General features: G+C 45.5%; 23 protein-coding genes and 1 pseudogene. 14 read left to right on the top strand and 10 right to left on the bottom strand.

Going from position 1 to position 25425, the window contains the following annotated elements; genetic code table 11:
- Positions 1–4 precede the first annotated feature (4 nt).
- The 3 genes from NDI33_RS18910 (at position 5) to NDI33_RS18900 (ending at position 2705) form a co-directional block, all read left to right on the top strand.
- Complete coding sequence (locus NDI33_RS18910) at positions 5–1036, top strand: helix-hairpin-helix domain-containing protein (RefSeq protein ID WP_190672963.1); 1032 nt, start codon at positions 5–7, stop codon at positions 1034–1036.
- A gap of 24 nt (positions 1037–1060) precedes the next feature.
- Positions 1061–1495, top strand: a complete 435-nt coding sequence (locus NDI33_RS18905) for a ferritin-like domain-containing protein (protein WP_190410818.1) — start codon at positions 1061–1063, stop codon at positions 1493–1495.
- Between the two features lie 241 nt (positions 1496–1736).
- On the top strand, positions 1737–2705 hold the full coding sequence (locus NDI33_RS18900) for an FTR1 family protein (RefSeq protein ID WP_190429405.1): 969 nt from the start codon (positions 1737–1739) through the stop codon (positions 2703–2705).
- A 317-nt stretch (positions 2706–3022) separates the two neighbouring features.
- Here NDI33_RS18900 and NDI33_RS18895 read toward each other — a convergent pair whose 3' ends face one another.
- Positions 3023–3322 (bottom strand): 30S ribosomal protein PSRP-3, encoded by a 300-nt coding sequence (locus tag NDI33_RS18895; RefSeq protein WP_190410816.1) that lies wholly within the window; start codon positions 3320–3322, stop codon positions 3023–3025.
- 127 nt (positions 3323–3449) lie between these two features.
- On the opposite strand from NDI33_RS18895, the gene NDI33_RS18890 reads away from it, so the two are divergent.
- From NDI33_RS18890 to NDI33_RS18880, 3 genes are all read left to right on the top strand, one after another.
- Positions 3450–4283, top strand: a complete 834-nt coding sequence (locus NDI33_RS18890; protein ID WP_190410815.1) for a TIGR01548 family HAD-type hydrolase — start codon at positions 3450–3452, stop codon at positions 4281–4283.
- A gap of 154 nt (positions 4284–4437) precedes the next feature.
- Positions 4438–4911 (top strand): peptidoglycan-binding protein, encoded by a 474-nt coding sequence (locus tag NDI33_RS18885; RefSeq protein WP_242029116.1) that lies wholly within the window; start codon positions 4438–4440, stop codon positions 4909–4911.
- 313 nt (positions 4912–5224) lie between these two features.
- Positions 5225–6268 carry a WD40 repeat domain-containing protein gene (locus NDI33_RS18880; RefSeq protein WP_242033017.1) on the top strand — a complete coding sequence of 348 codons (1044 nt, stop codon included), beginning with the start codon at positions 5225–5227 and terminating at the stop codon, positions 6266–6268.
- A gap of 290 nt (positions 6269–6558) precedes the next feature.
- Here the strand turns inward: NDI33_RS18880 and NDI33_RS18875 are convergent, their stop codons facing one another.
- Positions 6559–6861: an RNA-binding protein gene (locus tag NDI33_RS18875; RefSeq protein ID WP_190410814.1), complete on the bottom strand. Its 303-nt coding sequence runs from the start codon at positions 6859–6861 to the stop codon at positions 6559–6561.
- A 394-nt stretch (positions 6862–7255) separates the two neighbouring features.
- Between NDI33_RS18875 and NDI33_RS18870 the strand changes: the two genes are divergently transcribed.
- The gene (locus tag NDI33_RS18870; protein ID WP_190672913.1) at positions 7256–8320 is read left to right on the top strand and encodes a WD40 repeat domain-containing protein; all 1065 of its coding nucleotides are present in this window, start codon (positions 7256–7258) and stop codon (positions 8318–8320) included.
- A 218-nt stretch (positions 8321–8538) separates the two neighbouring features.
- Here NDI33_RS18870 and NDI33_RS18865 read toward each other — a convergent pair whose 3' ends face one another.
- The 4 genes from NDI33_RS18865 to NDI33_RS18850 form a co-directional block, all read right to left on the bottom strand.
- Positions 8539–10959, bottom strand: a complete 2421-nt coding sequence (locus tag NDI33_RS18865) for a sucrose synthase (protein WP_190429972.1) — start codon at positions 10957–10959, stop codon at positions 8539–8541.
- A gap of 184 nt (positions 10960–11143) precedes the next feature.
- Positions 11144–12667, bottom strand: coding sequence for a carboxypeptidase M32 (locus NDI33_RS18860; protein ID WP_190672910.1), 1524 nt, complete (start codon positions 12665–12667; stop codon positions 11144–11146).
- Between the two features lie 106 nt (positions 12668–12773).
- Entirely contained in the window at positions 12774–12941 is a 168-nt protein-coding gene (locus tag NDI33_RS18855; protein ID WP_348245657.1) for a hypothetical protein, read from the bottom strand.
- Positions 12942–12945: 4 nt separating this feature from the next.
- Complete coding sequence (locus NDI33_RS18850) at positions 12946–15891, bottom strand: tetratricopeptide repeat protein (RefSeq protein WP_190672905.1); 2946 nt, start codon at positions 15889–15891, stop codon at positions 12946–12948.
- Between the two features lie 58 nt (positions 15892–15949).
- Between NDI33_RS18850 and NDI33_RS18845 the strand changes: the two genes are divergently transcribed.
- Both NDI33_RS18845 and NDI33_RS18840 read left to right on the top strand, forming a co-directional pair.
- Complete coding sequence (locus NDI33_RS18845; RefSeq protein ID WP_277878753.1) at positions 15950–16084, top strand: hypothetical protein; 135 nt, start codon at positions 15950–15952, stop codon at positions 16082–16084.
- A gap of 36 nt (positions 16085–16120) precedes the next feature.
- Positions 16121–16276 carry a hypothetical protein gene (locus NDI33_RS18840; protein WP_190672902.1) on the top strand — a complete coding sequence of 52 codons (156 nt, stop codon included), beginning with the start codon at positions 16121–16123 and terminating at the stop codon, positions 16274–16276.
- A gap of 60 nt (positions 16277–16336) precedes the next feature.
- On the opposite strand, the gene NDI33_RS18835 is transcribed toward NDI33_RS18840, so the two are convergent.
- Entirely contained in the window at positions 16337–17266 is a 930-nt protein-coding gene (locus NDI33_RS18835) for a tetratricopeptide repeat protein (protein WP_199299447.1), read from the bottom strand.
- A 565-nt stretch (positions 17267–17831) separates the two neighbouring features.
- On the opposite strand from NDI33_RS18835, the gene NDI33_RS18830 reads away from it, so the two are divergent.
- The 3 genes from NDI33_RS18830 to NDI33_RS18820 all read left to right on the top strand — a co-directional run bounded on the left by NDI33_RS18830 (position 17832) and on the right by NDI33_RS18820 (position 20706).
- Positions 17832–19259, top strand: a complete 1428-nt coding sequence (locus NDI33_RS18830) for an aspartate ammonia-lyase (protein WP_190672900.1) — start codon at positions 17832–17834, stop codon at positions 19257–19259.
- 59 nt (positions 19260–19318) lie between these two features.
- A complete protein-coding gene (locus tag NDI33_RS18825) occupies positions 19319–19621 on the top strand; it encodes a hypothetical protein (RefSeq protein ID WP_190410808.1) in 303 nt (100 codons plus the stop codon).
- A gap of 122 nt (positions 19622–19743) precedes the next feature.
- A complete protein-coding gene (locus NDI33_RS18820; protein ID WP_190672898.1) occupies positions 19744–20706 on the top strand; it encodes a DUF362 domain-containing protein in 963 nt (320 codons plus the stop codon).
- Positions 20707–20969: 263 nt separating this feature from the next.
- On the opposite strand, the gene NDI33_RS18815 is transcribed toward NDI33_RS18820, so the two are convergent.
- Positions 20970–21215: an HNH endonuclease gene (locus NDI33_RS18815; RefSeq protein WP_190672896.1), complete on the bottom strand. Its 246-nt coding sequence runs from the start codon at positions 21213–21215 to the stop codon at positions 20970–20972.
- Positions 21216–21248: 33 nt separating this feature from the next.
- On the opposite strand from NDI33_RS18815, the gene NDI33_RS18810 reads away from it, so the two are divergent.
- Positions 21249–21542: a DUF4090 family protein gene (locus NDI33_RS18810; RefSeq protein WP_190672894.1), complete on the top strand. Its 294-nt coding sequence runs from the start codon at positions 21249–21251 to the stop codon at positions 21540–21542.
- A gap of 203 nt (positions 21543–21745) precedes the next feature.
- On the opposite strand, the pseudogene NDI33_RS18805 reads toward NDI33_RS18810, so the two are convergent.
- Together NDI33_RS18805 and NDI33_RS18800 are read right to left on the bottom strand one after the other, a co-directional pair.
- Positions 21746–22030, bottom strand: a pseudogene (locus NDI33_RS18805) (KGK domain-containing protein); the annotation flags it as partial.
- Positions 22031–22228: 198 nt separating this feature from the next.
- Positions 22229–24685 carry a dynamin family protein gene (locus NDI33_RS18800; protein WP_190672959.1) on the bottom strand — a complete coding sequence of 819 codons (2457 nt, stop codon included), beginning with the start codon at positions 24683–24685 and terminating at the stop codon, positions 22229–22231.
- Between the two features lie 137 nt (positions 24686–24822).
- Between NDI33_RS18800 and NDI33_RS18795 the strand changes: the two genes are divergently transcribed.
- On the top strand, positions 24823–25227 hold the full coding sequence (locus NDI33_RS18795) for a PPC domain-containing DNA-binding protein (protein ID WP_190410803.1): 405 nt from the start codon (positions 24823–24825) through the stop codon (positions 25225–25227).
- Positions 25228–25425: the final 198 nt, after the last annotated feature.

Below are 25425 nucleotides of genomic sequence, written 5' to 3'. Positions count from 1 at the left end.
AATGATGCCTTCTTTTCGGTCTTTATCTTTTATCGTGGCGATCGCTGGTTTAATCGCTCTTACCAGCTGTGGGAATGCCCCAACCACCGACAACACCGCATCCCCAGCAGCGAGTCCCTCGACCGCAGCTTCTTCCCCTGCAAGTACCACAGAAACGGCTGCTCACAATCACAGTAGTGGTAAGCAAATCAACATTAACACGGCTATTCTCTCCGAGTTAGACAAATTAGAAGCAAAATTAGGCATTCCAGCACTGTCTAATAAAATTCAAGCAAGTCGTCCCTACGGCAGTCCTGAGGAATTAGTCACCAAAAAAGTAATTAGCCAGGAGCAATATGACCAAGTGAAAGACATGGTCACGATTCAGGATGTGGTGCTAACTGGGGAAGCCAAAGACGTTGATTATATGACCAAGTTAGGCTTAATGAAAGGTCATCTCTTGGTTGCCAGAGAACTTCTGGATCAACAAAAACCCGACCAAGCCGAACCTCATATTGGACACCCGGTAGAAGAAATCTACGTGGATGTAGAAGACCAACTCAAGGAACGCAACGTCAAAGAATTTAAGACAACTTTGATTAGCCTGCAAGATTTAATAAAGTCCAAACCCAAGGATGCCAGCGTGAAAACAAGTTTCGCTCAGTCCACAGAGGCTGTGGACGCGGCAATTCAGGCTTTACCCGAAACCCAACGCCAGTCTCCAAAATTTGTGCTACAGACGATCAACGGGTTGCTGGATGCGGCGAATGCAGAATATGGAGCCGCGATCGCTAACGGCAAAATCTCCGCTGCGATTGAGTATCAAGACTCGCGGGGGTTTGTTAACTACGCCGACACTTTGTATAAAGGGATCGCCGATAAAATGGTTAAAGAAAATCCGGAAGCCCACAAAGCGATCGCAGACAGCATGACCCAGTTGAAAACTGCTTGGCCCTCCGCCATTCCCCCGGCTGCACCCGTAAAGACTCCGGAGGAAGTAAACCAGCTAATCAAGACAATTGAGAAGAACGCTCAAGCTGCGATCGCGAAGAGTTAACCAATCTAGGACATCACCGAAAGCATGAAAGAGCTTGACCAAAAAAAGACTATTGACCTGCTGAACACAATCATGGAATTTGAGCTGGCAGGAGTGGTGCGTTATACCCATTATTCCTTGATGGTAATTGGCCCCAATCGAATTCCGATTGTGGAATTTTTCAAATTGCAGGCAACTGAGTCTTTGACCCATGCCCAACAAGCGGGAGAAATTCTGACAGGTTTAGAGGGACATCCCAGCCTACGAATTGCTCCCATTGAGGAAACCTATAAACATTCGGTGCAGGACATTTTGCGGGAAAGCTTCAATCATGAAAAGAAAGCGTTAGACCTCTATAAAACCTTGCTAGACACTGTTGCCGATGCCAGCATTTACTTGGAAGAATTTGCCCGCACGATGATTGGCACCGAAGAAATGCACACCATAGAAATCAAAAAGATGTTGCGCGACTTTAGCTAATGGGTAATGGGTAAGCAGAATTTTGAGTTTTAAATATTGAGCTTTGAGCTAGAAGAAAGTTCTAATTACGGTTCTCGGTTATGTGAGGTACATTCTCAAAACTGAAAAGCTTGATAATCGTGAATTTTGGCGTACCTCACTGGTGCAATAACCGCGATCGCTCAAAACTCAAAACTCAGATGAGATAAACTCTTGCCTCTACAACTTTTTCCCAATTGCTTACTACCAATTACCAATCGTCATGGATTTTAGTTCTGCGCTACCTACCTTTGCGATCACCCTCCGCGAAGGCGTTGAAGCCGCCCTCGTTGTGGGGATCGTGCTGGCTTGCTTGAAAAAAGCCAAGCAGAGTTCCCTGAATCCTTGGGTTTATGCGGGTGTTGGGGCTGGGCTTGCCGCCAGTGCCGTAGTAGGCGTTCTGTTAGCCTGGATAGCTCAAGCACTCTCGAAATCCAATCAACCCTTTGCACCCGTGCTGGAGCCACTTCTGGAGGGTGTATTTAGTGTAATCGCGATCGCGATGCTCAGCTGGATGCTCATCTGGATGACTCAACAGGCACGCTCGATGAAAGCATCTGTCGAAGGAGCCGTTACATCGGCTCTGAGGCAAAAAGGGGGTTCTGGTTGGGGTATTTTCAGCCTAATTTTCATCGCAGTTCTGCGGGAAGGTTTTGAAACGGTTCTCTTTATCCTTGCCAAATTTCAACAAGGTTTAATTCCAGCTTTGGGTGCCTTGGCTGGCTTGGGAGTTGCGGCTGGGATTGGTGTTGCTTTATTCAAGTGGGGAATTCGGATTAATATCCGCCTATTTTTCCAGGTGATGGGCGTTTTATTGATCCTAGTTGTTGCAGGTTTAGTCGTATCCTCGTTGAGCCATTTTGACTCAGCGATTGCTACATTAGCTCAAATGGATCGGAAGTCAGAAGCTTTGTGTTTCTACTACGAACGGTTTGCTAAAAATCCCTCTTGTATTTTGGGACCAATCGTTTGGAATACGACCCAAATTTTTCCCGATGACAAGTTTCCTGGCCTACTTTTTAGCGCCTTGTTCGGATATACCGATAAGCTCTACGTCGTTCAAGCAGTCAGTTACCTGCTGTTTTTGCTGACTATTGGGGGCATTTATTTCCGCAGTATTACCGGACGCACCAGTGTAGCCGCGGCAAATGGTAAATCGGCACAAAAACCGATTAGCTATCGGCAAGAATAGCGCCAATTGCAAGATTCTAGAGATTGGTATAGAGGTAGTCATAGAAAAACCCGTTTTCTTCTCAGAAAACGGGTTTTTCTATTTTCGGATTGTTTTAGCGACATACCGATTGTCCCACCGCTTCAGGGTGACAGGAACAATACGTCCTTTGCAAAAATGAGCGATCGCCAGTTGCTAAGCAGGAAAGTTTAGCCCTAGAAAAGAAATTGCTACCCTCTTTAGTCACATAAAGGTTAGCTTATCTCTCTTGCTCAACTCTGAAGTGCTTTGGCAGCAGGACAAAAGCATTAAACTCTGGCAGATGCACAGGAGAATTCTTAAGCACTACCTGTGAAGGCGACTTCTGGAAATTTTGCCTGAGCATCAGACATAGAACGGCGTTTGCCTTCTTCTTGCCAGTAGTTAATCACTTCTGTTGCTTTGTTGAGCAACGCGACGCGCTCTTGATCGGTAATCCAATGCTTGGCTTCCAACTCATTTTTTAGCTGTTCCCAAGCATCGTTCCGAGGCCAAAAAAAGTAAGATGTCAGAGGGCTGGTGCCTTTGCCTACTACTTGGTCAACCGCTAGTGCTACGTTCTCTTCCAGCCAGAGAACCTTTAAAATAAACCTCGACAATCACACCTCCAGGGAAGTCCCAGGCTTGTTGAATACTGTACAAACGATTATTTTACACCTAGGCGATCGTGGATAGCTATGTGTTTGCTCATCGAATATTTTAATTGGGATTGGGAGATGCTTTGCAGTGGTTCAAGAATCTAGTTGCCTAAGTTTAGTCGTTTTCGATATTGACGGTGTAGTGCGAGATGTTGGGGGATCTTACCGACGGGCGCTAGCTGATACTGTGGAGCAGTTTACGGAGGGTGCTTACCGACCAACCCCAGAGGAAATTGACCATCTGAAGTTGGAAGGGATGTGGAATAACGATTGGGAGGCATCCCAAGAATTGGTCTATCGTTACTTTGAAAGCGCTGGACAGAAAAGATCGCAACTAAGCCTTGATTATGACGTTTTGGTTGCTTTTTTCCAATCGCGGTATCGTGGGCCAGATCCACACCATTGGACGGGTTATATCTGCGATGAACCGCTGCTATTACAGCCGAGCTATCTAGAGCAATTGACAGCAGCTGGAATTCCCTGGGGCTTTTTTAGTGGTGCTACCCGTGGATCGGCTAATTATGTCTTAGAGCAACGCTTGGGTTTAAAGTCGCCGTTGCTCATTGCGATGGAAGATGCTCCGGGTAAACCTGACCCAACAGGGCTGTTTGCGGCAGTACAAGCGATGGAAGAAAGATCGTCGGTTCCCCCCTCAACCCCGGTTATTTATGTGGGAGATACGGTTGCTGACATTTACACGATAGAAAAGGCGCGATCGCTTAGCGTCTCCCCAGGAGAATCGCTCCACCCTGACCGTCGTTGGATTGCAGTGGGCATTTTGCCACCCCACGTTCAGGAAAACCAGCAACAAAGGGATGCTTATGCAAATGCTCTCAAGGCTGCTGGTGCTGCTGCGATTTTCAGCAATGTACAGGAGTTGACACCCGTGCAGATTTTACAACTGGTCAATTCACCAGAATGAGCGAATCGTGTAGCAGCGGGCGAGTGGGTATTGCCTCATACGAATGGGTGAGCGGTTAAGGTGAGTTTAAATACACCTAGCAGGGCGAAGGGGAAGCGGGGCTGCCATCAGTAGATTGGAACAGTAGAAACAACACTTCCCAGGAAAATTCATCATGCAGTCAACCAATCAATTTGAAGCCATGACTCCTCAAGCCGCTGCTACCAATGCGATTAAAAAGCCAGTTCTGCGTAGAGGTTCCCGCGATCGCGCAGTGGTAGAACTCCAACAACTACTCGCTCATTGGGGCTATTATGCCACTCCTTTCGATGATGTGTTTGACCTCCCCGTCGAAAATGCCGTGAAAGCTTTTCAACACCGCGTCTTTCTAGTAGAAGATGGGATTGTTGGCGCTAAGACGTGGCAAGCTCTTTACTCTGGTGCCCCCGTTGATATGCCGGAACTGAGACTAGGTAGCCGTGGTGAAGCAGTGAAAACCCTTCAGAAAGTCCTACAGTTGATTCCCGATGGTATATTTGGGTCAATTACCCAGAATACTGTGAAAAGCTTCCAAAGCTCCCGTGGCTTGGTAGCGGATGGAATTGTCGCTTCTCGCACTTGGTTTGAGTTGAGCAAGCTACCTCACTAAGAAGTTGTTGCATCGGGATGTGGTGGCGCTCCTTTTTTACCCGCATCCCTCGCACCGAATTGGAACTTTCAACCAGCGCGATCGCTCTAGAAGTCTTAGGGCCATCGCTGTGCTTTTCGCGCTGGTTGTTTAATCAGGAGTTTGAACTGTGCAGAAAATCGATAAATTTTTACTCAGAATGCAGCTTCTGACCGCAGAGAGTGTGCGGAGCGGGTATCGCCATCTATATTAAGAAACGACCTGTAAAATTCTGCAATTACTGCCCATATTTCAGCAGATGTGCAAAATTTCTTCCCATTCGTCTGTTATTTTTATGTTTTCTGCTCAAACTAGGACTTTAGTCGGTACGATAGGCGCGATCGCCACAGTGATGGCTACGAGCGTTATAATTCCACCCAGCAACATCAAGGCATACGCAGCTCCAATTGATGCTTCTGTTGCAGTAGCGAACTTAAACGCTTGGGAAAACGCTCAACTAGAACGCACCCTCAGAGGGCATTCAAATTGGGTAAATGCTGTCGCCATTAGCCCTGATGGAACAACTTTAGCCAGTGGCAGTTCTGACAACACGATCAAACTTTGGAATCTTTCCAGCGGACAAGAAATTGGCACCCTTACCGGGCATTTCAAACCAATTTTCACAATTGCATATAGCCCCAATGGGCAGCTTCTTGCTAGCGGATCTCAGGATAATACAATCAAAATCTGGAATCTTGCTACAGGTCAAGTAATCCGCACTCTCAGGGGGCATTCTAGCTCCATTGATTCGGTCGTTTTCAGTCCTGACGGGCAGTTTATTGCCAGTGGGGGTAAGGACGACACGATCAAGATTTGGAATCTGACTTCCGGCGAGCAAATTTTAAGCCTCACAGGTCATGCTAATGGGATTGATGTTGTTGCCTTTACCCCAGATGGGCAGACCCTCGTGAGTGGTTCTGAGGACAAAACCATCAAAGTTTGGGATCTCTCTACAGGTCAAGTCATCCGCACCCTTAGAAAACATACAAATGCGGTTCATTCCTTGGCAATTACCCCAGATGGACAGACACTTATAAGTGGGGGTTTTGACAAAACTATCTATTTTTGGGACATGACCACATGGCAGCTCAAAGGTCGCCTGAGAGGGCATGCAGACATGGTTTATGCAGTTGCTATTAGTTCGGATGGACAGTTTCTCGCTAGTGGTAGCGAAGATAGAACAATTAAAATTTGGAGCCTAAAAACTGGGAAACAAATTACAACGCTGACGGGTGATTCTAGCGCAATTTATTCCCTCTCTATCAGCCAAGATGGACAGACGATTGCAACGGGTAGTTATGACAAAAACATCCGAATTTGGCGAACGCAGGGACTTTAAATTGAATAGCTAAAAACTAAAATCTGGGCTAAAAGCTTAAACCCATTGAAGCGAGTTTTAGCTTCCCCAGGAAACTTTTAGCTTGACCAATGCTATAAATGTCGCTCGTTGACGTGCATCTTGAATCGTCACACTTGAGATGCATACCTGCAAAAAAAAGGCTTAAGCATTATGCTTAAGCCTTTTTAAATTTAATACGAGTAACTGAAACTAATTGCGCTTACAAATTACTCAGCCCTTTTTGTCTCAGCTTTTTCAAGGAAAAACTAAAAAGGTTTAGTTTCTAAAGCTTAGTAGCGGCGAGAAAAGCTGTTGTTTCCGCGACCACCACCACCAGACGGGCCTCTATCTTCTTTGGGCTTCGCCTTGTTAACTTTCAAGTCGCGACCCATCCATTCAGCACCATCAAGCGCTTCAATGGCAGCTGTTTCTTCAGCTTCTGTACCCATTTCTACGAAACCAAAGCCACGTAGACGACCTGTTTCCCGGTCAGTGGGTAGCTGGACGCGCTTTACAGAACCATATTCTGCAAAAACCCCAGTCAGGTCTTCTTGCGTAACTTCGTAGGATAGATTGCCTACATAAATAGACATAGATTGTCTCCAAAATCAAGGGGGTGTAGAGATTTGAATTTCGGAGAGAAGCCTGTCAAGACCAAAAGGAAAACACCTATCAATACTATAAACAAACACTGCAACCGAATTTATTCTCACCTATTACGGTAGCACAACAGATTCTGGAATGGGGCTTTTGGTATCTAAGTTTTCTCCAACTAATCTTTAAACTTTGACCGAGTATAGCTTCTAGCTAATTTCCCGGATTCAGAAAAGTCCGAGCGATCGCTTTCCTTGCCTTTGCATACTTCTAAGAAATTTGCAACGGTAACGTTACATAAATTTTCTAATTCTGGGCACACAAGTAAATCAACAACGTCTCAGTGTAAAACAACACATTTTTGTAGTGTGCGTTGTTTCCCAATTTACTAAAATGACAAATCAGCAAATTTCCGCTAAGGTTTTCACGGCGCTGATCGTGGTGGCAACGATTGGCGTTTCTGCAATGCCTATGTTTAAAGCAGTATCTCAGCCGCCTGTCATTCCCTCCACCTTAACGGCTCAAACACCCACCAACACTTGGCAAAATGTGCGACCGTTTCGCACCATCGAGGCTCATTCAGGGAGCGTGGGAGCGATCGCGATCGCTCCCAACGGACAGCTAATGGTTAGTGGTAGCGATGATGGCACGATCAAAGTATGGAATCCGAAAACGGGTCAACCAATTCGCACCCTAACTGGTCATACTGACACCATTTGGGCACTTGCGATTAGTCCTAATGGGCAAACCCTCGCCAGCAGTAGCGCGACCAACGATGGCTCGCTAAAACTGTGGAATTTAAAAACTGGCAAGGTAATCCGGACTATCACGCGGGATTGGTACGTTAAATCTCTCGCCTTTAGCCCAGATGGAGAGCGCCTTGCGATTGGTAGCTGGAACACGACTGCACGGAACGCAGAGATTGAAGTGTGGAATGCACGCACGGGTAAATCGATCTATAGCTTCCAGGGATCTCCTCAGTCGAATTTAATGGTCGCCTTTAGTCCCGATGGAAAAACTCTCGCTAGTGGGAATGAAGACAGTACGATCCAACTATGGGATCTTAGGTCAGGCAAACCCATTCGCACCATCAACAATGGAGAGGCTGTCAGAGCGATCGCTTTTGGTCGAGATAGCAAAACCCTTGTCAGCGAGACTTATAACCAAATCGTCAAAATCTGGAATCTGCAAACCGGCGAACTCATCTCTACACCGATTAAGGATTCAGGCACCGTTTTCGTGAATGCTGTTGCTTTGCATCCAAATAATCGGATACTTGCAAGTGCATTAGGCGGATCGGAAGGCAGTTTAAACTTAGTTGATTTGCAAACTGGTAATATAATCAATCCTTTTACAGGGTCTTTTAACGTTATCTCCTCACTCGCATTCACCCCGAACGGGCAGACTCTTGTTAGTGGTAATTTTGACGGAACAATTACCTTCTGGGAACCCCAATAGTTATACTTTTTCACTTTTGCCTGAAGTGAGATTGGCATCGCTTCAGGCTCTATTTCCCTTCTCTTGCGTAGGAAAAGCCCGACTCTAGACACATTGGTTAAGAATGTTATCTGCGACCTTCTCTTAGCTCCCAATAAATTGGGGGTTGGAGGGATCGAAACGTAATGCAAATCACGTCAGATCCCCCTAGCATCCAATTTATTAAGAGGAGAAACTCCCTATCGCTGCATTTGCTGTTCCAACAGTTTCTGCGCTCTCGGCTTGTAAATTAAATAGAACAACGCCTCAATGTAACGCAGTAGATCTTCGCGGTTCTCCTTGGAAGTATAATTCCAGAAGCCGTAAATTCGAGCTAAAGATAGAAGTTTGGTTGTGTGAATCTTCCACGTATAAGTGCTATAAACTCGATCAATCGCTCGTGTAGAAATTTCGTACCAGTAGTTAGGATTTTGGTCGCACTTAGAGACAAACTCCAGGATTTTTTCCGCCATTTCTTCAAGATGCGTCGGGTTAATGTAGAACCCATTAAACTTATCCTGAATAATCTCTAACGGGCCACCAAATTGAGTAGCAAATGTCGGTAAACCAGAAATCATCGCTTCCAAAATGGTCAGACCAAAAGCTTCAAACAGAGCTGGTTGAACAAAGACACCTTGACGATCGGCAATCACCCGATAAATTTCGCCGGAGTCGGTTTTAGAAAGGCGCACGCCTAGCCAGCGAATTTTGCCTTGTAGATTGTACTTTTCAATGATTTGGTAAAGCTTAACAATTTCATCTTTTTCTTCGTTATCGCTCGATTCCTCAACGCGCAACTTCCCAGCAACTAAAATTAAGTTGCAATGTTCTTGTAAAGCTTCGTTCTTGCCAAAACACTCAGCCAATCCGGTAAGATTTTTGATTCGGTCGAGACGAGCCATTGAGAAGAGGGGGCGCTTGTTCGGATCGTCCAATTTCCCTAAAATTTGGGACGGATCTTCGAGAGTAAAGAGCATCTCCTCAATCCGGGCGCGATCGCTCGGTATGCGATCTTCGGTACGCGAATAGGGAAAATAAGCATTTTCATTTACTCCAGGCGGCACCACGTTGAATTTGGGGCTAAATAGCTCAACTCCGCTCACTACATGGTACAAATCCGGCATTGTGAAACACTTGTAAGATTCATACTGTCCCACACTATCCGGCGTTCCGACAATTTCTTGATAAGTACTGCTAATGATGAAATTTGCAGCATTCATCGCAATTAAATCGGCAGTGAATTGTAGGGAGAAATGATACTTTTCTTCCAAGTCGTTCCAGTAGAGGTTACTGAAAAGATATTTAGATTTTTCTAAGGCGTGGGCAATGTTGCATTGAGTCACCTTCAAGCGACGCGCCAGTAAAAATGCCACCAAATTACCGTCGGAATAATTTCCGACAATTAAGTCGGGCTTACCTTGAAATTCTGCCAGCAGCTCTTTTTCCGAGTCGATGGCATAGCTTTCTAGATAAGGCCAAAACTCAAACCGGGAAATCCAGTTTTGAGTCACTTTGGGATTAAACTCTCGCAAAGGCACTCGCAAAATCCAAGCATTATCTGTGCCGTGAACTTTTTCTAAGCGTTGGTTACACAAAGTACCATCGCTATTCGGAATTAAGCGAGAGAGAATAATTACTTTCGGCTCAACACCTAGAACATCCAACCCAGCCAGCGAGAGGTCTTCTTGCATCTGCTGTTCGAGACTCTTGGCTTGGTCGAGGACGTAAACGACCTGTCCGCCAGTATCCGGACGTCCCAAGACACCTTCCTGCCCAAACCAACCGTGGGGAGACACGAGGACAATCCGGAAGACCATTGGAATCCGGGAGAGGAAAGCTTCTAGAGTCTGATGATCGGGGGAGTCGAGGAGTTCATCAAGAATTTCTAGAGTTTCCCGCACCCGTCCGGCGGTGTTTCCCCACCCAGGCTCAAAGCCCATTGCTTGCAAATCATACCGAAATTCATCGTAGCTTTGCTCAAAAGGGCGATCGCCCAAAAATCCCAAAGCTTGCTTGACACGACTAGAAAGTTGCTGCTGCGATTTAATTCGCCCGTTGATCAGCAGTTGCAGATTGTTATAGGAATGGACGCTTAAAAATTGAAACAAGCTCTCCAGCCATTGTCCGGGGTCTTGAAAGAGTTTGCTCGATAAATAACGGTTGAGATACTGTACCCCCTTACCAATATTTTTAGGGTCGCGAATGGTCGGGGTATAGTCGTAAAACGGCTGAAAATCGAGTTCTAGGATGTCGCCTTCCTGGGGATGGAAGCGATTCACCAGGCGATCGCGTACATCCAGCAGTTCTTGCACCGTCATTGGTTCGACAATTAAATCTTCCGTTAACCGATAGATTTCTTGAGAAGCAATGGTTGGGCGGACGATCAAACAGATGTTTCCATCCTCCCGAATAATTTCTTGAGTGTAGTAAATTAATTTACCTAAATGGGAGGATTGGTCAAAATGTTCAGGCTTTTGGTGATTTGTGCAGTATTCGGAAAAAGCATTGAGAATGTCGTTTCTCAGTAAATACGACTTGTCCTGTTGGCGTAACTCACTCACAAATTGGCGCAGATCGATTTTTTCATCACTCTCTAAAACAGCCTGAATCAAATCGGACATGACAACTCCCTAGATTAGTTCAATAACATTCACAAAGACTAAACTACAAAATGTTTTTCCTGGTGACGCCCTTCCGAAGGTGGAAGGAGTACGTCTCAAACCAAAATTAATTCACCGTTCATCTTTCTTAAGAGTGAATCGGCTAGGCTATGCCTAGCCTAGCTTCTTTTCACGCTGTTGTGTATCACAAAGCGTAAATTTCTCCGTATTTTTGCTGAATATAACGAATCAAGGGATTAATACTCAAACAATTGCCAGTGACGCGCTCGATAATTTCAGCGGCGGTATATTTCTGTCCGTGTTGGTAAATATTCTCTCTCAGCCAATTATGTAGAGTGCTGAACTTCCCTTGCTCGATTTCGGTAGGAATTTGGGGATTCGCCTTGAGTGCAGCTTCAAAAAACTGGGCGCTCATCATGTTGCCAAGAGTATATCCTTGGAACATTCCGCCGATGCTACCCGTGTACCAATGGACATCTTGCATGATGCCAACGCTGTCGTTGGGGGGGACAACACCCAAGTCCGATCTGTAGCGTTCGTTCCAAGCTTCCGGGAGATCGCGCACTGCCAGATTGCCTTCGAGTAGCGCCAATTCCAAGTCAAAGCGGATCATGACGTGCAGGTTGTAGGTGACTTCGTCGGCATCGGTACGGATGAGCGATCGCTCGACTTTATTAATCGCCCGGTAGAATGTCTCCAGGGGTATATTACTAAGTTGATTTGGGAAAGCTGCTTGCAGTTGCGGATAGCAGAATTTCCAGAAGTTGCGGCTGCGTCCCACCTGATTTTCCCACAGCCGTGATTGGCTTTCATGCACCCCCGATGAGGTGCCGGTGGCTAAAGGCGTCCCTTCATATTCTGGGTTAATCCCTTGCTCGTACAAGGCGTGTCCCATCTCGTGAATGGTGCTAAACAGTGCCTCATTCAGATCGTTCTCTCTAACGCGGGTAGTAATTCGCACATCCCCAATCGAGAAATTGGTCATAAATGGGTGCAGGGTTTTATCTTGCCGTCCCCGTTGGAAGTCATATCCAATCTGTTCGATCACCTTTAAGCTAAACGCTAGCTGTTCGTCTTCTGGAAAAGTTTGGTGCAAGCAACTATCATCGGCAATCGGTTGGGAAGCGATCGCATTGACAATTGGAACCAGTTCTTGACGGAGTTCCGCAAAGAGCGATCGCACGGTTGAAGCCTTCATCCCGTAATCGGCACCGTCAATTAGCGGATCTGCAATATGCTCGTAGCCAGAGAAAAAGCTGGCATAGTCGCGGCACAGATCCAGCGTTTTTTCCAGATAAGGCTGCACAGCGGCAAAGTTATTTTCCGGACGTGCTTTTGCCCAAGCACCATAAGACTGAGTTCGGTGGAGAGACATTTTTGCCATAAAATCTGCTGGCACTCGCACCGCGCGCTCGTAGCTGCGTCTGACGACACGAATTAGGCTGGCTTCATCAGAGTCGTAGGGCAAGCTTTCCTCGTAGGGACGCAAATCTTCCAACAGCTGCGCGATCGCTGGATCGCTAAACTTAGTATGGGCAATTTGCCGCAGAGTCGCCATCTGACGCCCTCGCGCTGCTGCACCCCCAGGCGGCATATAGGTTGCCTGATCCCAGTAGAGTAGGGAAGATGCTGAATTAATGTCGTCGATTTCGGTGAGGCGGGTTTTGAGTTCCTGAAGTTTGGGGTGAGTCTTGTCCAGAGTCTGCATGATTCGCTATTGATACTCGTTTCCTATAGTGTGGCGCAGGACGAGCAAATATCAGTTCAAGTACCATTCATGCTGTGTCACTTTCTCCAGCTTGCTCAAGGCGAATTTACCAAAAGGGGATATTGCCAGGGGCGTTGACCATTTTTGCAGCTTTAAGTTCTGCTACTGCAAATCCTGTAGTACCGCCTGAGCGAATCTCTTGGCATACTTCAAAAGGAACCAATACTCGATCGTAGAGAGATCGCAAGATATTTAAACTACCCACAGCAGCCACCAAGTTAATTCGTGCCTTCTTGCATCAACGCCTGAAACCGCGAATCTGAGCGAATGCTGTCAAAATCTGGATTTGTTTTTGCTTCGCTCCGGCATCGATGAGGCTTCAGATTAATTGCCTGTTGCAGGTTTTCAATTGCCATATAAGAGTCGCCTTGCAAGGCATAACAGCAAGCCTTGCCGTAATAACCACTCTCATCATTAGGTTGCAATTCTAAAGCTTTGTCACAACTAGCCAAAGCCTTTTCATAGCGCCCCCAGCGAGCAAATACAATTCCACGATTAGCCCACAATAAGGAATCATTAGGTTGCAGTTTTAGAGCTTTATCATGATTAGCCAGTGCGTCATTATAACGACCTAAGAGACTCAGTGCTAAACCTTGGTTACTCAGGGCATCAGGGTTATCCGGTTGAATTTTTAAAACTTTGTCGCAGCTGGCGATCATCTCTTCATAACGACTTAAGTTCAACAGAGCCGCGCTCCGGTTGACTAAAGTGTTAAAATCGTCGGGTTTAATTTCCAAAGCTTTATCATAGCTGGCGATTGCCTCTTCATAACGACCTAAGTCCACTAGCGCATTGCCTCGGTTATTCCAAGCTTCGGGGTCGTCGGGTTTAATTTCCAAAGCTTTATCATAGCTGGCGATTGCCTCTTCATAACGACCTAAGTCCAGTAGCACATTGCCTCGGTTATTCCAAGCTTCGGGGTCGTCGGGTTTAATTTCCAAAGCTTTATCATAGCTGGCGATTGCCTCTTCATAACGACCTAAGTTCGCTAGTGCATTGCTCCGGTTGTACCAAGCTTCGAGGAAGTCGTCTTTAATTGCCAACGCTTTGTCGTAACTAGCGATCGCCTCTTCATAACGACCTAAGTTCAATAGCGCAGTGCCCCGGTTGACCCAGGCTTCGGGGAAGTCGTCTTTAATTGCCAAAGCTTTATCGTAGCTGGCGATCACCTCTTCATAACGACCTATTTGGTAAAGCCCATTGCTTACATTAAAAAAAAGAATGCTGCTAAATTCAGGATGGGTTGGAGTTACAATTTGTTCTGCTTGCTCCTTTGCTCGAAGTAGCAAGTCCGCTTCCTGGCTTGGACGACAGCGTACGAATTGGTACATCAGCCCTGCATATTTAGCTAGCCCGTCTAAGGAGTCCACTTTCCCCAGACAATGTTTTAAAGATGCCTCTATTTGTGGCTTAAGATCGCCAATCTGCTCAACTTTAAATTCATAGTTATCTGGGTTATGTTTTAACACTTGCCAACCTAACCCAATGGCAAGGTTTATATTGTTTAGGAACTTTCGCGTATCATCAGGCAAGAGTTTGTAATCCTCAATGTCTGCTTCTGCTGCAACAGCTACAAAGGGAGGCATCACCACTCCCATTTGATTCAGGTACGCGCCAGCAAAGAAATGAGTGATTAACTGATACTGACCGTCATCTCGATTAGCAAAGAGAGCATGATAGATAGATTCAGCAGTATATTCACGCCAATCAGGATTTTCGTACTTTGCAGGGGCTGAGCTATCTGGTGAAACTTCCTGGTTTGCCTGTTGCTCAAAATAGCTGGCTAGTAGTTCATGGGTGCGACGAAATTTATTTTTTTCCTCATCCCACAGTGACCGTCGAAAGACATCTCGCGCCACATCGTCCAAACGATAGCGACCTTGAACAAGTTCAACGAAATCGCGTTGCGTTAACCAGTCAAAGCAGTCAAGGGTTGCATCAGCACCAGTTTCAAAATCTATTCCTTGTCTTTTCATCAACTGTTCAATCAGCGATCGATCGAACCAACGACAACAAGCCGCCAGTTGCAATATCTGTTTTTGCTTGCCATTCAGTCCTTGCCGCAGCAGCTCAACGATCTTTTTATTGCCACGCGAGAAGTCTATTTCTCTACCAGCTTCCTGCTCTCGGCTAATCCAGTCGAGATAGTAGGGTAAGCCTTTGGTTGCTTTATAGATTTTTTGAATATCTACAGGTTTGGTGATGCCTATCTGCTGGAGATATTCTTTAGTCTGATCTTTATCAAATTCATCTAGTCTCCGTTCATAGATTAAATCCCGATCCTGCTGTAATTTGCGCCAGCCTTCCTTCTCTAGTAAAGAACGCCGTCCAGCCACTATAAGGCGGATCGGGTAAGATATCAGCGCTGTACCCTCCAACAAATATTGCCACAGCCAAGTATCAATATCTGACGGCGCTTTTTCATAAATATCTAAAATTATTACCACTGGGCGTTTTTGAGCCTTCTGGATCAAACCTTCAGCGAACGCCTGAGTCAACTTCGGTATAGGTTCCAGCATCAGCGTCTGAAGCTCTTGATTATTCTTTGTTGCTGGATGCTGTTGCAGTAGTTGTTGCACGCGCTCTTTCCCAGAGGCGATCGCCTCTGATGCGTTGCTTAACATTCCCCCTGCTTTCACGATGCCATCAAATGCCACACCTGCTGCCGCTGCTGGATTTAGCTTACTTGCAGCTATCGCAAGCAGTGTGTAACCTCCCAGTTCAAACCAATCTCTCACCGTGCTTAGTCGATTTTCCTCAACCGATTTTTCTTTAACAGGTTGAGTTTTTAGCTTGGAGAGTGTCTGCTGATATTTCTCATAAAGCGATGTAAACGGATCGGGCACAAAATCCGATCTCCGAATCTCTGATACATCTCTATGTAATAGACTAGGGGGTTTAGGCAAGTCATTATAAAGCTTTACCATCAGCTCCAACGGCGTTCTGATATTTGGCGTGAGATCGAAGGAAACCTCAGCAAAGTCAGCCTGCTGCTGGTGCGCTTGTTTCAGTTTCCTGGTGAGGGTGGTTTTGCCAACTCCTCCAAAGCCATAAACGTGAAATAGCAACGGCTGTGAGTCTGGCTGATCCAGCGCTTTGGCAAATTTATCTAGAAAGTCCTGAGCTTGCTTGCGGGAGATGTAGTAAGGTATCTGATTTGTCATCTGGGTATATATGCGATCGCGCTCTTCCCCAGATCCTAACCTTTGCTTCTAGAGCAGCATGAGAACTGTAGTATTCAGCTACGCAGAGATGCCCGGTGCTGTCGCCCTGCTACAGCACATTCATGATGCTAAAATGCGCCAAGATGAAGGTTATGACGTGTATTTAGCCAACTTAGAGGAAGTGGTGAATTAACTACTGGGGCGAACAGGTAATCGTAAAAAATCAGCTGTGGCGGTTGGAAAATGTACCTGTAATCAAACCCAAAGTAGACGATTAGGAGACTTAGCGCCGTTCATATCGTTGGAGGCAGCGGTAAGACCTTATACAGTGGAAGAACGGGTAGCGATCGCTAAAGAAAAGAACAGCTCGATCGAACAGATGTAGGTAGGGTGGAGGGGTCTGTCTCCAACCCTACATTCAAGGGGAATGAGCAATAAAACTGGATCAAAACCTGGGTGCTTCCAGCAGCGCCTCAAACAAATCTTGATCGCGAACCGCGTCAAAATCTGGGTCGTATTTTGCCATTTCCCGATATTTTTCCTCACTCAGACGAATCGCTTGTTGCAAGTTGTGGACTGTCTGCTCGACATTGCCCAGCAGGGCGTAGTAGCAAGCTTTGTTATACCAAGCGGTGGGGTAGTCAGTCTGAAGTTGTAACGCTTTATCACAAGCAGCGATCGCTTCTTCGTAACGAGCTAATTTCCCTAGAGCAATGGCTTGGTTGAACCAAGCTTTGTAGTATTCCGAATTAATTTCCAAACTTCTTTGGAAGCTAGAAATTGCCTTTTCATAAAGCCCCCAATCATTTAGGGTAATGCCTCGGTTGTACCAAGCATTGCAGGAATCTGGTTTAAACTCAATCGCTCGGTCATAGCTATGTATCGCCTGTTCGTAGTGATTGAGTTGGGCAAGAGCATTGCCTCGGTTGTACCATGCCCAGTAGGCGTCTGGACGCAGCTTCAGCGTGCGGTCAAAGCTGGCGACCGCTTTTTCATAGAAACCCCAGTCAATTAAGGTAATGCCCCGGTTGTGCCACGCAGCGGAAGCATCCGGGTTAAATTCTATGGCGCGATCAAAGCTATTAAGCGCCTGTTCGTAGCGACATAATTTCCCCAGCGCAATACCCCGGTTGAACCAAACCCAAGAAGCATCCGGTTGAATTGACAAGGCGTTGTCGAAGCTGGCGATCGCTTCTTCATGGCGACCTAAATTCCCTAGGGCAAAACCCCGCTGCGATAAGGCATCGGGGTAATTGGGTTCGCACTTGAGGGCGTTGTCTAAACAAGCGATCGCCGCTTCATATTTTGCCGACTGAAGCTGGCGTAGTCCTTGCTGGAAGAAGAATTCTGCTTCGAGAGTAATAGTTTGACCCATAGAATTTTGCATCTTACTTTAGGAGGATCTTGTATTTAAGATTCCCAAAACAATAACATAAGTCAACATCAAGACGGTAAATCCCTTTCTAAAATACATTCAAAGCAAGAACGATAAATTCCAGATGACTGCTGGGCAAGGGATTCAGCCGCTAGAAGCAATAAAAAATTTCCTTGAGCTGTCGGTACGGTAATCCTGATTTAACCTCTCTCTCACCCACCTGGTGCCAAGGGAGGAGCGATAAATATTCTCTTCTATAAGAAATTGACTCCACTTCCCTCTCTCTTAGGGCAGGATTAGGAACCCTAGGCAGGGGTTATCCCATTTTAGATTTGGGATTTCAGATTCTGGGTGATACCAGTCTTGTCAGTAGACACTTCTAACAATTTATTTGTGCCGACCTTCAGGTGACATGGGATTTAGACGGATCTTTTCTCAGAAGGATTGCGCCGGTACTGCGTAATCCTTCTGAGAAAAGAATGCTGCCAAATCTGAAGACTGACTCATCGAATCCCCCAGCTAGACATGGGATGATCTCATCTAAAAGAATCCATAGACAACTAACATGACTGAACAGATAGGTAGAACCTACCGCATCGAACGCGATTCAATGGGCGATCGCCAAATCTTGGATAACGTTTACTACGGGATTCAGACGCTACGGGCGATTGAAAATTTCCCGATTAGTGGAATTAAGCCGTTACCCACTTATATTGATGCTTGCGTGCTGATTAAGAAAGCAGCGGCGATCGCAAATGGGGAACTTGGCTGCATTCCCCCAGAAATCAGTCAGGTGATTGTCCAGGCGACGGATGAAGTGCTTTCCGGGAAGTTCCGCGATCAGTTTGTCGTGGATGTCTACCAAGCGGGTGCGGGGACTTCGCACCATATGAATATCAACGAAGTATTGGCGAATCGGGCGCTGGAACTGCTGGGCGATGAAAAAGGCAATTACAAGCGCGTCAGTCCCAACGATCATGTTAATTACGGTCAATCGACGAACGATGTAATTCCTACGGCGATTCGGATTGGGGCGCTGGTGGCGCTGGAGAGGACACTGTACCCAGCTTTAGCCGATGCGATCGCTACTTTGGATAACAAGGCTGAGGAATTTCAAGATGTCGTCAAATCTGGAAGAACCCATCTGCAAGACGCCGTACCTGTACGACTGGGCGAAAACTTCCGCGCTTGGGGGCAAATTCTCGCAGAACACATGATTCGCATCGAGAGGGCGTCTGAAGATTTGATGGCGCTGGGTTTGGGTGGAAGTGCGGCGGGAACTGGGTTAAATACCCATCCCGAATATTGCGATCGCGTTGCCCAATTATTATCAGAATTGATCGATCAGCCCTTGCGCCCAGCCCCTCATCTGATGGCGGCAATGCAGAGTATGGCACCTTTTGTCAGCGTTTCCGGTAGCCTGCGGAACTTAGCCCAGGATTGCGTCAAGATATCTCATGACTTACGGCTGATGGATTCCGGGCCAAAAACAGGTTTAAAGGAAATTCAGCTACCGCCAGTACAGCCTGGATCGTCGATTATGCCGGGGAAATATAACCCGGTGATGGCAGAAATGACTTCGATGGTGTGTTTTCAGGTGATGGGGTACGATTCGGCGATCGCTTTAGCTGCCCAAGCGGGACAGTTAGAGTTAAATGTGATGATGCCGCTGATTGCCTATAACGTGATTCACAGTATTGAAATTTTGGGCAATACCTTAAGCGCACTAACACAGCGTTGTTTGGAAGGAATTACCGCCAATCGCGATCGCTGCCTTGCCTATGCAGAAGGAAGCCTCGCCCTCGTCACTGCCCTCAATCCCCACATCGGCTATCTCAACGCGGCTGCTGTTGCCAAAGAATCTCTCGAAACTGGCAAATCCTTGCGGCAAATTGTCCTAGAACGAGGTTTGATGAGTTCCGAAGAACTAGCCAAGGTCTTAGACTTGGAGGAAATGAGTGCTATGTCAGGAGTGCAGCGTCCAGAGTTGTAGATACACCAAAATTTGCATCTATCCAAAACTCAAAACTTTCTAACCAGGAGTCTCGTTCTATGCATAGTCATGATGGTTTGACCCAGTTAACTTTTCACTATATTGATGGGCACACAGAATCCTTTACTATCTATGAGTCAGTAGAGGAAGGCTTAGAAACAAAGCAGGAAATTCGGCAAGAAGTCCGTCGGCTTTTAGATAAATCCTGGTGGATTCTCCACTTACCTGAAGAGACGGTTTTTATTAACACCGCCAATATTACCAAAGTTGAGGTGAAGCCCCCGATTCCTCACCTCCAGGGAGAAGATGTCTTCTCGAATGCCCAGCGGGTAACTGCCCTGACTCGTGGCAGCAATCGCTGAGAATTTGAGATTTTAGATTAAGAATTGCCAGGTCTTCATGGAGAATTGGAGACTGGCAATTCTCGCTTTAATTGATTCAAAATTCTTGTATTCGCTCAATCCTCAATTACAAACGCAGAATCATGAAACCTTCCGTTAGTTTAATTCGTGCGAATTCCTACGATCGGCAACTATTGCGAGAATCGGTAGAAAGTTTGCTGGAACCGTTGGGAGGAATCAAAGCTTTTGTCAAAGCAGGCGATCGCGTTCTCCTCAAGCCCAATTTACTCACTGGCGGACATCCGAGTAAAGAATGCGTCACCCGTCCCGAACTGGTTTACTGTGTTGCCAAACTTGTACAGGAAGCAGGTGGCAAGCCTTTCCTGGGGGATAGTCCCGCATTTGGCAGTGCGATGGGTGTGGCAAAAGCAAATGGTTATCTTCCCCTTATGGAAGAACTCAATCTACCGCTAGTGGAATTTACAGGGAAGCGTTACGAAACCGTTAGCGAAGGGTTCAACCATCTGTTGTTGTGCAAAGAAGCAATGGATGCAGATGTGGTAATTAACCTGCCTAAACTGAAATCCCACTGTCAGCTAACGATGACAATGGGGGTCAAAAACTTATTCGGTTGCGTACCGGGAAAAATGAAAGCCTGGTGGCACATGGAAGCAGGGAAAGATAGCGCCCGATTTGGGGAAATGTTAGTAGAAACTGCAAGAGCAATTAATCCTACCCTAACGATTTTAGATGCAATTATTGGACATGAAGGGAACGGCCCTAGCGGTGGCGAACCTCGCTTCTTAGGGATTTTAGCGGCATCGTCTGATGTATTTGCCCTGGATCGGGCGATTGTGGAAATTCTCAATGTAGATCCTCTCAACGTCCCTACTATGGCGGCTTCGATAAGGTTAGGGCTATGCACAAACGTGGAGGAAATTGACTTTCCCCAACTGCATCCGGATGATCTAAAGGTGCTGGATTGGCAACTTCCTACTAACATGATGCCTATCGACTTCGCGATGCCTCGCGTGATTAAGTCCACGTTTAGGCATCTTTACATCCGGTTTATCAAGGAACCGATGAATGCCTACGCAGGACGATAAGAGTTTATCGATAAAAAAACTCGGTTTCTATAGAAATCGGGTTTAGAAAGCCATCAATAAACAATTTTGAGGCAGATTCGGTAAATTCTGTTACAGTAGGATACAAAATCATCAGCGTAATCTATTATCTACCCTCCGATTGCTTAGGAAGACCGCCCTGACTCATGCTAGAGGCGGTTTTTTTCTGCCCGTCAAATGACGGAGTGTTAGCAGCGCTGCGCGGACGGTATATTTTTAAAACCGAGTCTAGTGTGTTTTCCAGATTAAAGATCGAAATAACGCCGGAACCGAGGATCTAAATGGTTGGTTTTGCGCTGGTTACAGGGGAGACAGAGGGTTTGTAGATTGCTGATGTCATTAGAACCGCCACGAGAGAGCGGTATGATGTGGTCAATCGTGAGGTTTGCTTCTAGCGCCGTTTTGCCGCAACTTTGGCACTGACAGCGATCGCGCTGAAACACATACTTCCTGACTTCTGGCGGGATGCGAATTCTGGATGTTTTAGTCATAAAATGCTCTTGTAAACACGATCCCACGCTGCAATGACTTCAGAGAATCAAACAACTACAGGTGCTGATGCGATTGATGTAGCGATCGCTCAGGGAATTGATTTTGACGGTTCCCCGATTCCAACACCAAAACTAGAATTATACACAAAAGTAATGGGGCTGGAAGCTGGGCGGCAGCGCAGCGGCGTATCCAATACGATGCGTTCTAGAATTGTTCGCATCGGCGCTAAGCATATTCCTCAGGAAGAACTCAACCAGATGCTAATCGACGCCGACTTTGCACCGCTGAAAGAAAAAGAAATCGCTTTTTACTATAGCGGTAAATAGTATTAGTAATTACAATTCCCCCTAGATGAATGAAACTCTAGGGGATTTTTTTAGTAATTTTTATCCTGATTTTCTTAGTTAATCATCTTACGAAGCTCGTCAAGTGGTGATTCTGATTGGCTGATTTCTAGCTCATTTCGCATTCGTGTTTCTTCTTCATTTTGCATTAGCACTTCTTTTACTTCAGGCTCATCAGGAATAAACTATAAGGTGGTTTTTATTTTTACCTTACCTTTTTGCCAGTCACTAGCACCAACTTTAAGAATTTCACAATCTATCCCCTCTCCCAACCATCTTTCGTTTGCTTTATAGTAATGGTTATTAATGATTATTCCTGTATCTATCTCTACTTGTTGTGATTTTAAAGATTCATATAGTGCATTAGCGATTGCACCTTTTAAGGATTGCTGCCAAGCTTGCTTAATTCTGCTTACTTTAAACATATTACTTTTAAAGAATAAAGCATCATCATTATTCCAGTTTTGTAAAGGTAAATTATCTTACATATTAATCTTTATCCTTAAAATTCAATTACTAATTACGGGAATGCATCGTAAGCTTTGGTGGCAAATACAATTCGCGGCTCTATAAACAAAGTTCGCCTACGCCGACTAATAGATTTGAAACCCGCGTATGCGGGTTTCGTTTGTGTAGCCGCGATTTCCAATCGCCAAGACTATGATGAACTATACTTCTGAAGGAACAAGTCCATTACCCATAGCGCTAATCTTGGCAGCTTCTAAATTAGGCTCAATTGAGCTAACATCAGAATCAGTAATTACAGGCAGTTGACGATCGTACAATCCTATCGCCTGCAAACAACCATTGATACTGGCAACCGCAGAGTTGTAAGCCGCTATTTTTTGCTCAACTGCACTTTGCAAACGGTGATTAGTAGCAATTTTTTCCTCAGCTTCTTGTTCTAGTGTTTGCTCTAAATAAGCACGAGCTTGAGTATATTGCTGTAATATCTCATCAGCTTGATGCGCTGCCATTGGCAATAAATTAGTTGTGAGAGTTTGATTAACAGTTGCTGGGAAACCGCTACTAATTGTTGCTTTAACTTTTGGCTCAAAATCTAACTTTAACAACTGACGAATTGCTGGTTCTGCTGCTATCATGCTTTCACAACCGTAAGTCTGGGAAGTTTGCAGCAACGTTTGCCGAAATTGATAAATCGAGAAAGTACCTTCATCGTAAAAGCGAGGACTTTCGCGGACATAACGATTGCATTCGTCACTTGCCGCATTGATTAAAGCGTGATGAACCTGGTTTTCTATCGCCTTTAATTGCTGCTCAATCCTACCATCATTGCCTAGCAAACGATAAAGCTGGCGATAGTAGTCAGATTTATGAACTTGTTCCACTAAACGCTGGAATAGGTTAGTAACTACTTCCTGACAAGACTCTTTCAAAATATCCTCTAGTTGATTTGCCAAGTAATAAAGCGCCTCAACTAAAACAGCAATCAAAGGTGCTGTAGAATTGCGAGGATGGCTGAGGATAGCGCGACTATAAGCATCTGCAACCGAGAAAGTATCCAGCAACTCATCTAAACGCCGAACCATTCGAGATTGCAGTTGGCGAAAATCTGCCTCGAAAGCGCTAGATTGACCTGTTACAACCTGATTTAATTCTTCTGTAATATGCTGGTGAAATTCTTGACCAATTTGCTGTAACTGCTGGTTAAGGCGTTGTAATTCCTGCGTCTTCATTGCCTCAATTTCGCGGGGTTGGCTATCCAAGTCGCGCAGCGCAGATTGGTAATATTTCTTCAGACTAATGCAGGCATCTTCGAGATCGTCGGCTAGATTTTTGAACAGTTGAGGACGCTTCTCTTTGGTAAGATAGTCTGTAACAGCAGCGCGAAACTCATCTATTCCACTATCTTGAATTAACTGTTGAATGATAGGTGTACCTTGTTCAGCTAAAATCCGCACGTAATTTTCATTTGGGGATTCGTAGCTATTAACGGAAATTCGGAACTTGTTAGGAGGTAATTTTCCAGAATTCGCGCAGTAGTTATTAAAGGCTGTAACAAATTGTGGTGTTTCTTCTCGTTCATCCAAGCCTTGAACACTATCAGCAAAGACAGAATCTAAACCAAAGCGATCGCGTCCACTGGTCTGTTTAATCTGACTGCCGTAAAATCCTAATAGTCCGCTCGTTTTATAAACCCTAGTAGTATCTCGAAACTGAGCGCTAATCAAACCATCTAAACGTTGCCTTAACTGGCTATTATACCAAGTTTCATCGATACGGTTGAAGGCAAAGAATACGCGATCGCGTATCCCCGGATTTGAGCGCATTTTCTCCAGCAGTTCCGTTTCTTCCTTCGTCATGTCGCCAGCAGACGCGGGTTTGAGAACGCACACCACCGCTGACGTATCCGGGTGTTCAATCTTAGCGTAGGTCAGTTGTGCGTCTTTCTCCACTGGCGCATCAATTCCCGGCGTATCGATAATCACATTCCCATCCCGCAACAGCGGATGATAACAGTAATACTCAATTCGCTTCAAAACCGCGCTGTTACTGCCACGGCGAGCATAACCAGCCGCTTCTTTGAGGTTGGAGAAGTTAAATTGCTCCATTGAATATGTAGCATTATTAACCGTATTGATGCGATCGCGATTGGCAACAAATCCCTCCAGCAACAACATCAGCGCATTCGCTTGTTTTGCTCTTTCCGATTTACTTTCTCCACCCTCAATCTCAATAATCGCTTGGCATCCATCGCTTAGCAATTGAATCACTTCAGATTGATTAATATTGCTAGCTGTCCCTAACCCCAGCATCTGAGAAACCGCACTTGCCTGTTCCCGAATTTCTACCTCACTCAGAAACGTCAGCACCACTCGTTCTTTATCCGGTTCGGCGTACTCAATTTTACATTCCGTACCTGTAGCGTGTCCCTCCGCACTGTAAAGCAATTCCCGCTCTAACAGAGCGTTAATTAACATCGATTTCCCTGCACTAAAAGCTCCCGCAAATACAATCTCAAACTTAGGGGAAATCGCTTTACCGAGAGATGTCTGTACGGGTGTAACATCTTGCGATCGCAGAGACGGCTCCTGATGCAACAGTTGTAGTATAGTCTCGACCTGTTCTTTCAGATTTTGACACTGAGGCGGCAATTCAGGCACAGTTTGCATCCTATCAATATAAAGTAGAAGCCTTTACGCATATTTTAGGAATGGCAATTCATGATGGGTATGATGGAATTACCGATACAATTAGTAATTATCCGCGTAATCCCAGTAGATTTACCAGTCTTTAATTAATGAAAGTATTTGCTATTCGTCTGAAGCCAGATCAAGATTTAAAAAAAAGCTTACAAGATTTTGCAATCAAGCAAAATCTTCAATCGGGCTTTATCTTAACCGGAGTTGGCAGCTTGAAAAAAGCGACTCTTCGCTTTGCAAATCACAGGTATAGTACAGCTTTTAACGACAATTTTGAAATTATTTCTCTCAATGGCACTCTGGAAGCGGCTGGCATTCACCTGCATATCGCCATTGCAAATAAAGAAGGAAAAACCATCGGCGGACATCTCATGGAAGGCTGTATTATCTATACAACTGCTGAAATTGTCATCGGAGCTAGCGAAGAATTAACTTTTTCAAGAACAATGGATGAGCAGACAGGCTATAAAGAGTTGGAGATTTTTCCAAACCCTAATTATTAACTAAATGCTATTTAGCCTTAAATTACTTAAAGTAAAAGAGGTCAGCAGTCTACAAAAATGTATTGCCAAGTCGTCGGCATAAGAATAGCCAAGGACAAATTCCCCGTTTTTTCCTGACATCAAAGAAAGTAAGGAGGAAAAGGTTAAGGATGAATTAAGAGTTCAAGAAACTTTGCTTGTTCGCCTAAGTCATCGAAT

Source organism: Trichocoleus sp. DQ-A1, from assembly GCF_039961955.1.
Lineage (GTDB): Bacteria > Cyanobacteriota > Cyanobacteriia > Cyanobacteriales > FACHB-T130 > FACHB-T130.
Note: the sequence above shows the minus strand (reverse complement) of the source record. Positions and strands in the feature narration are given on the sequence as shown.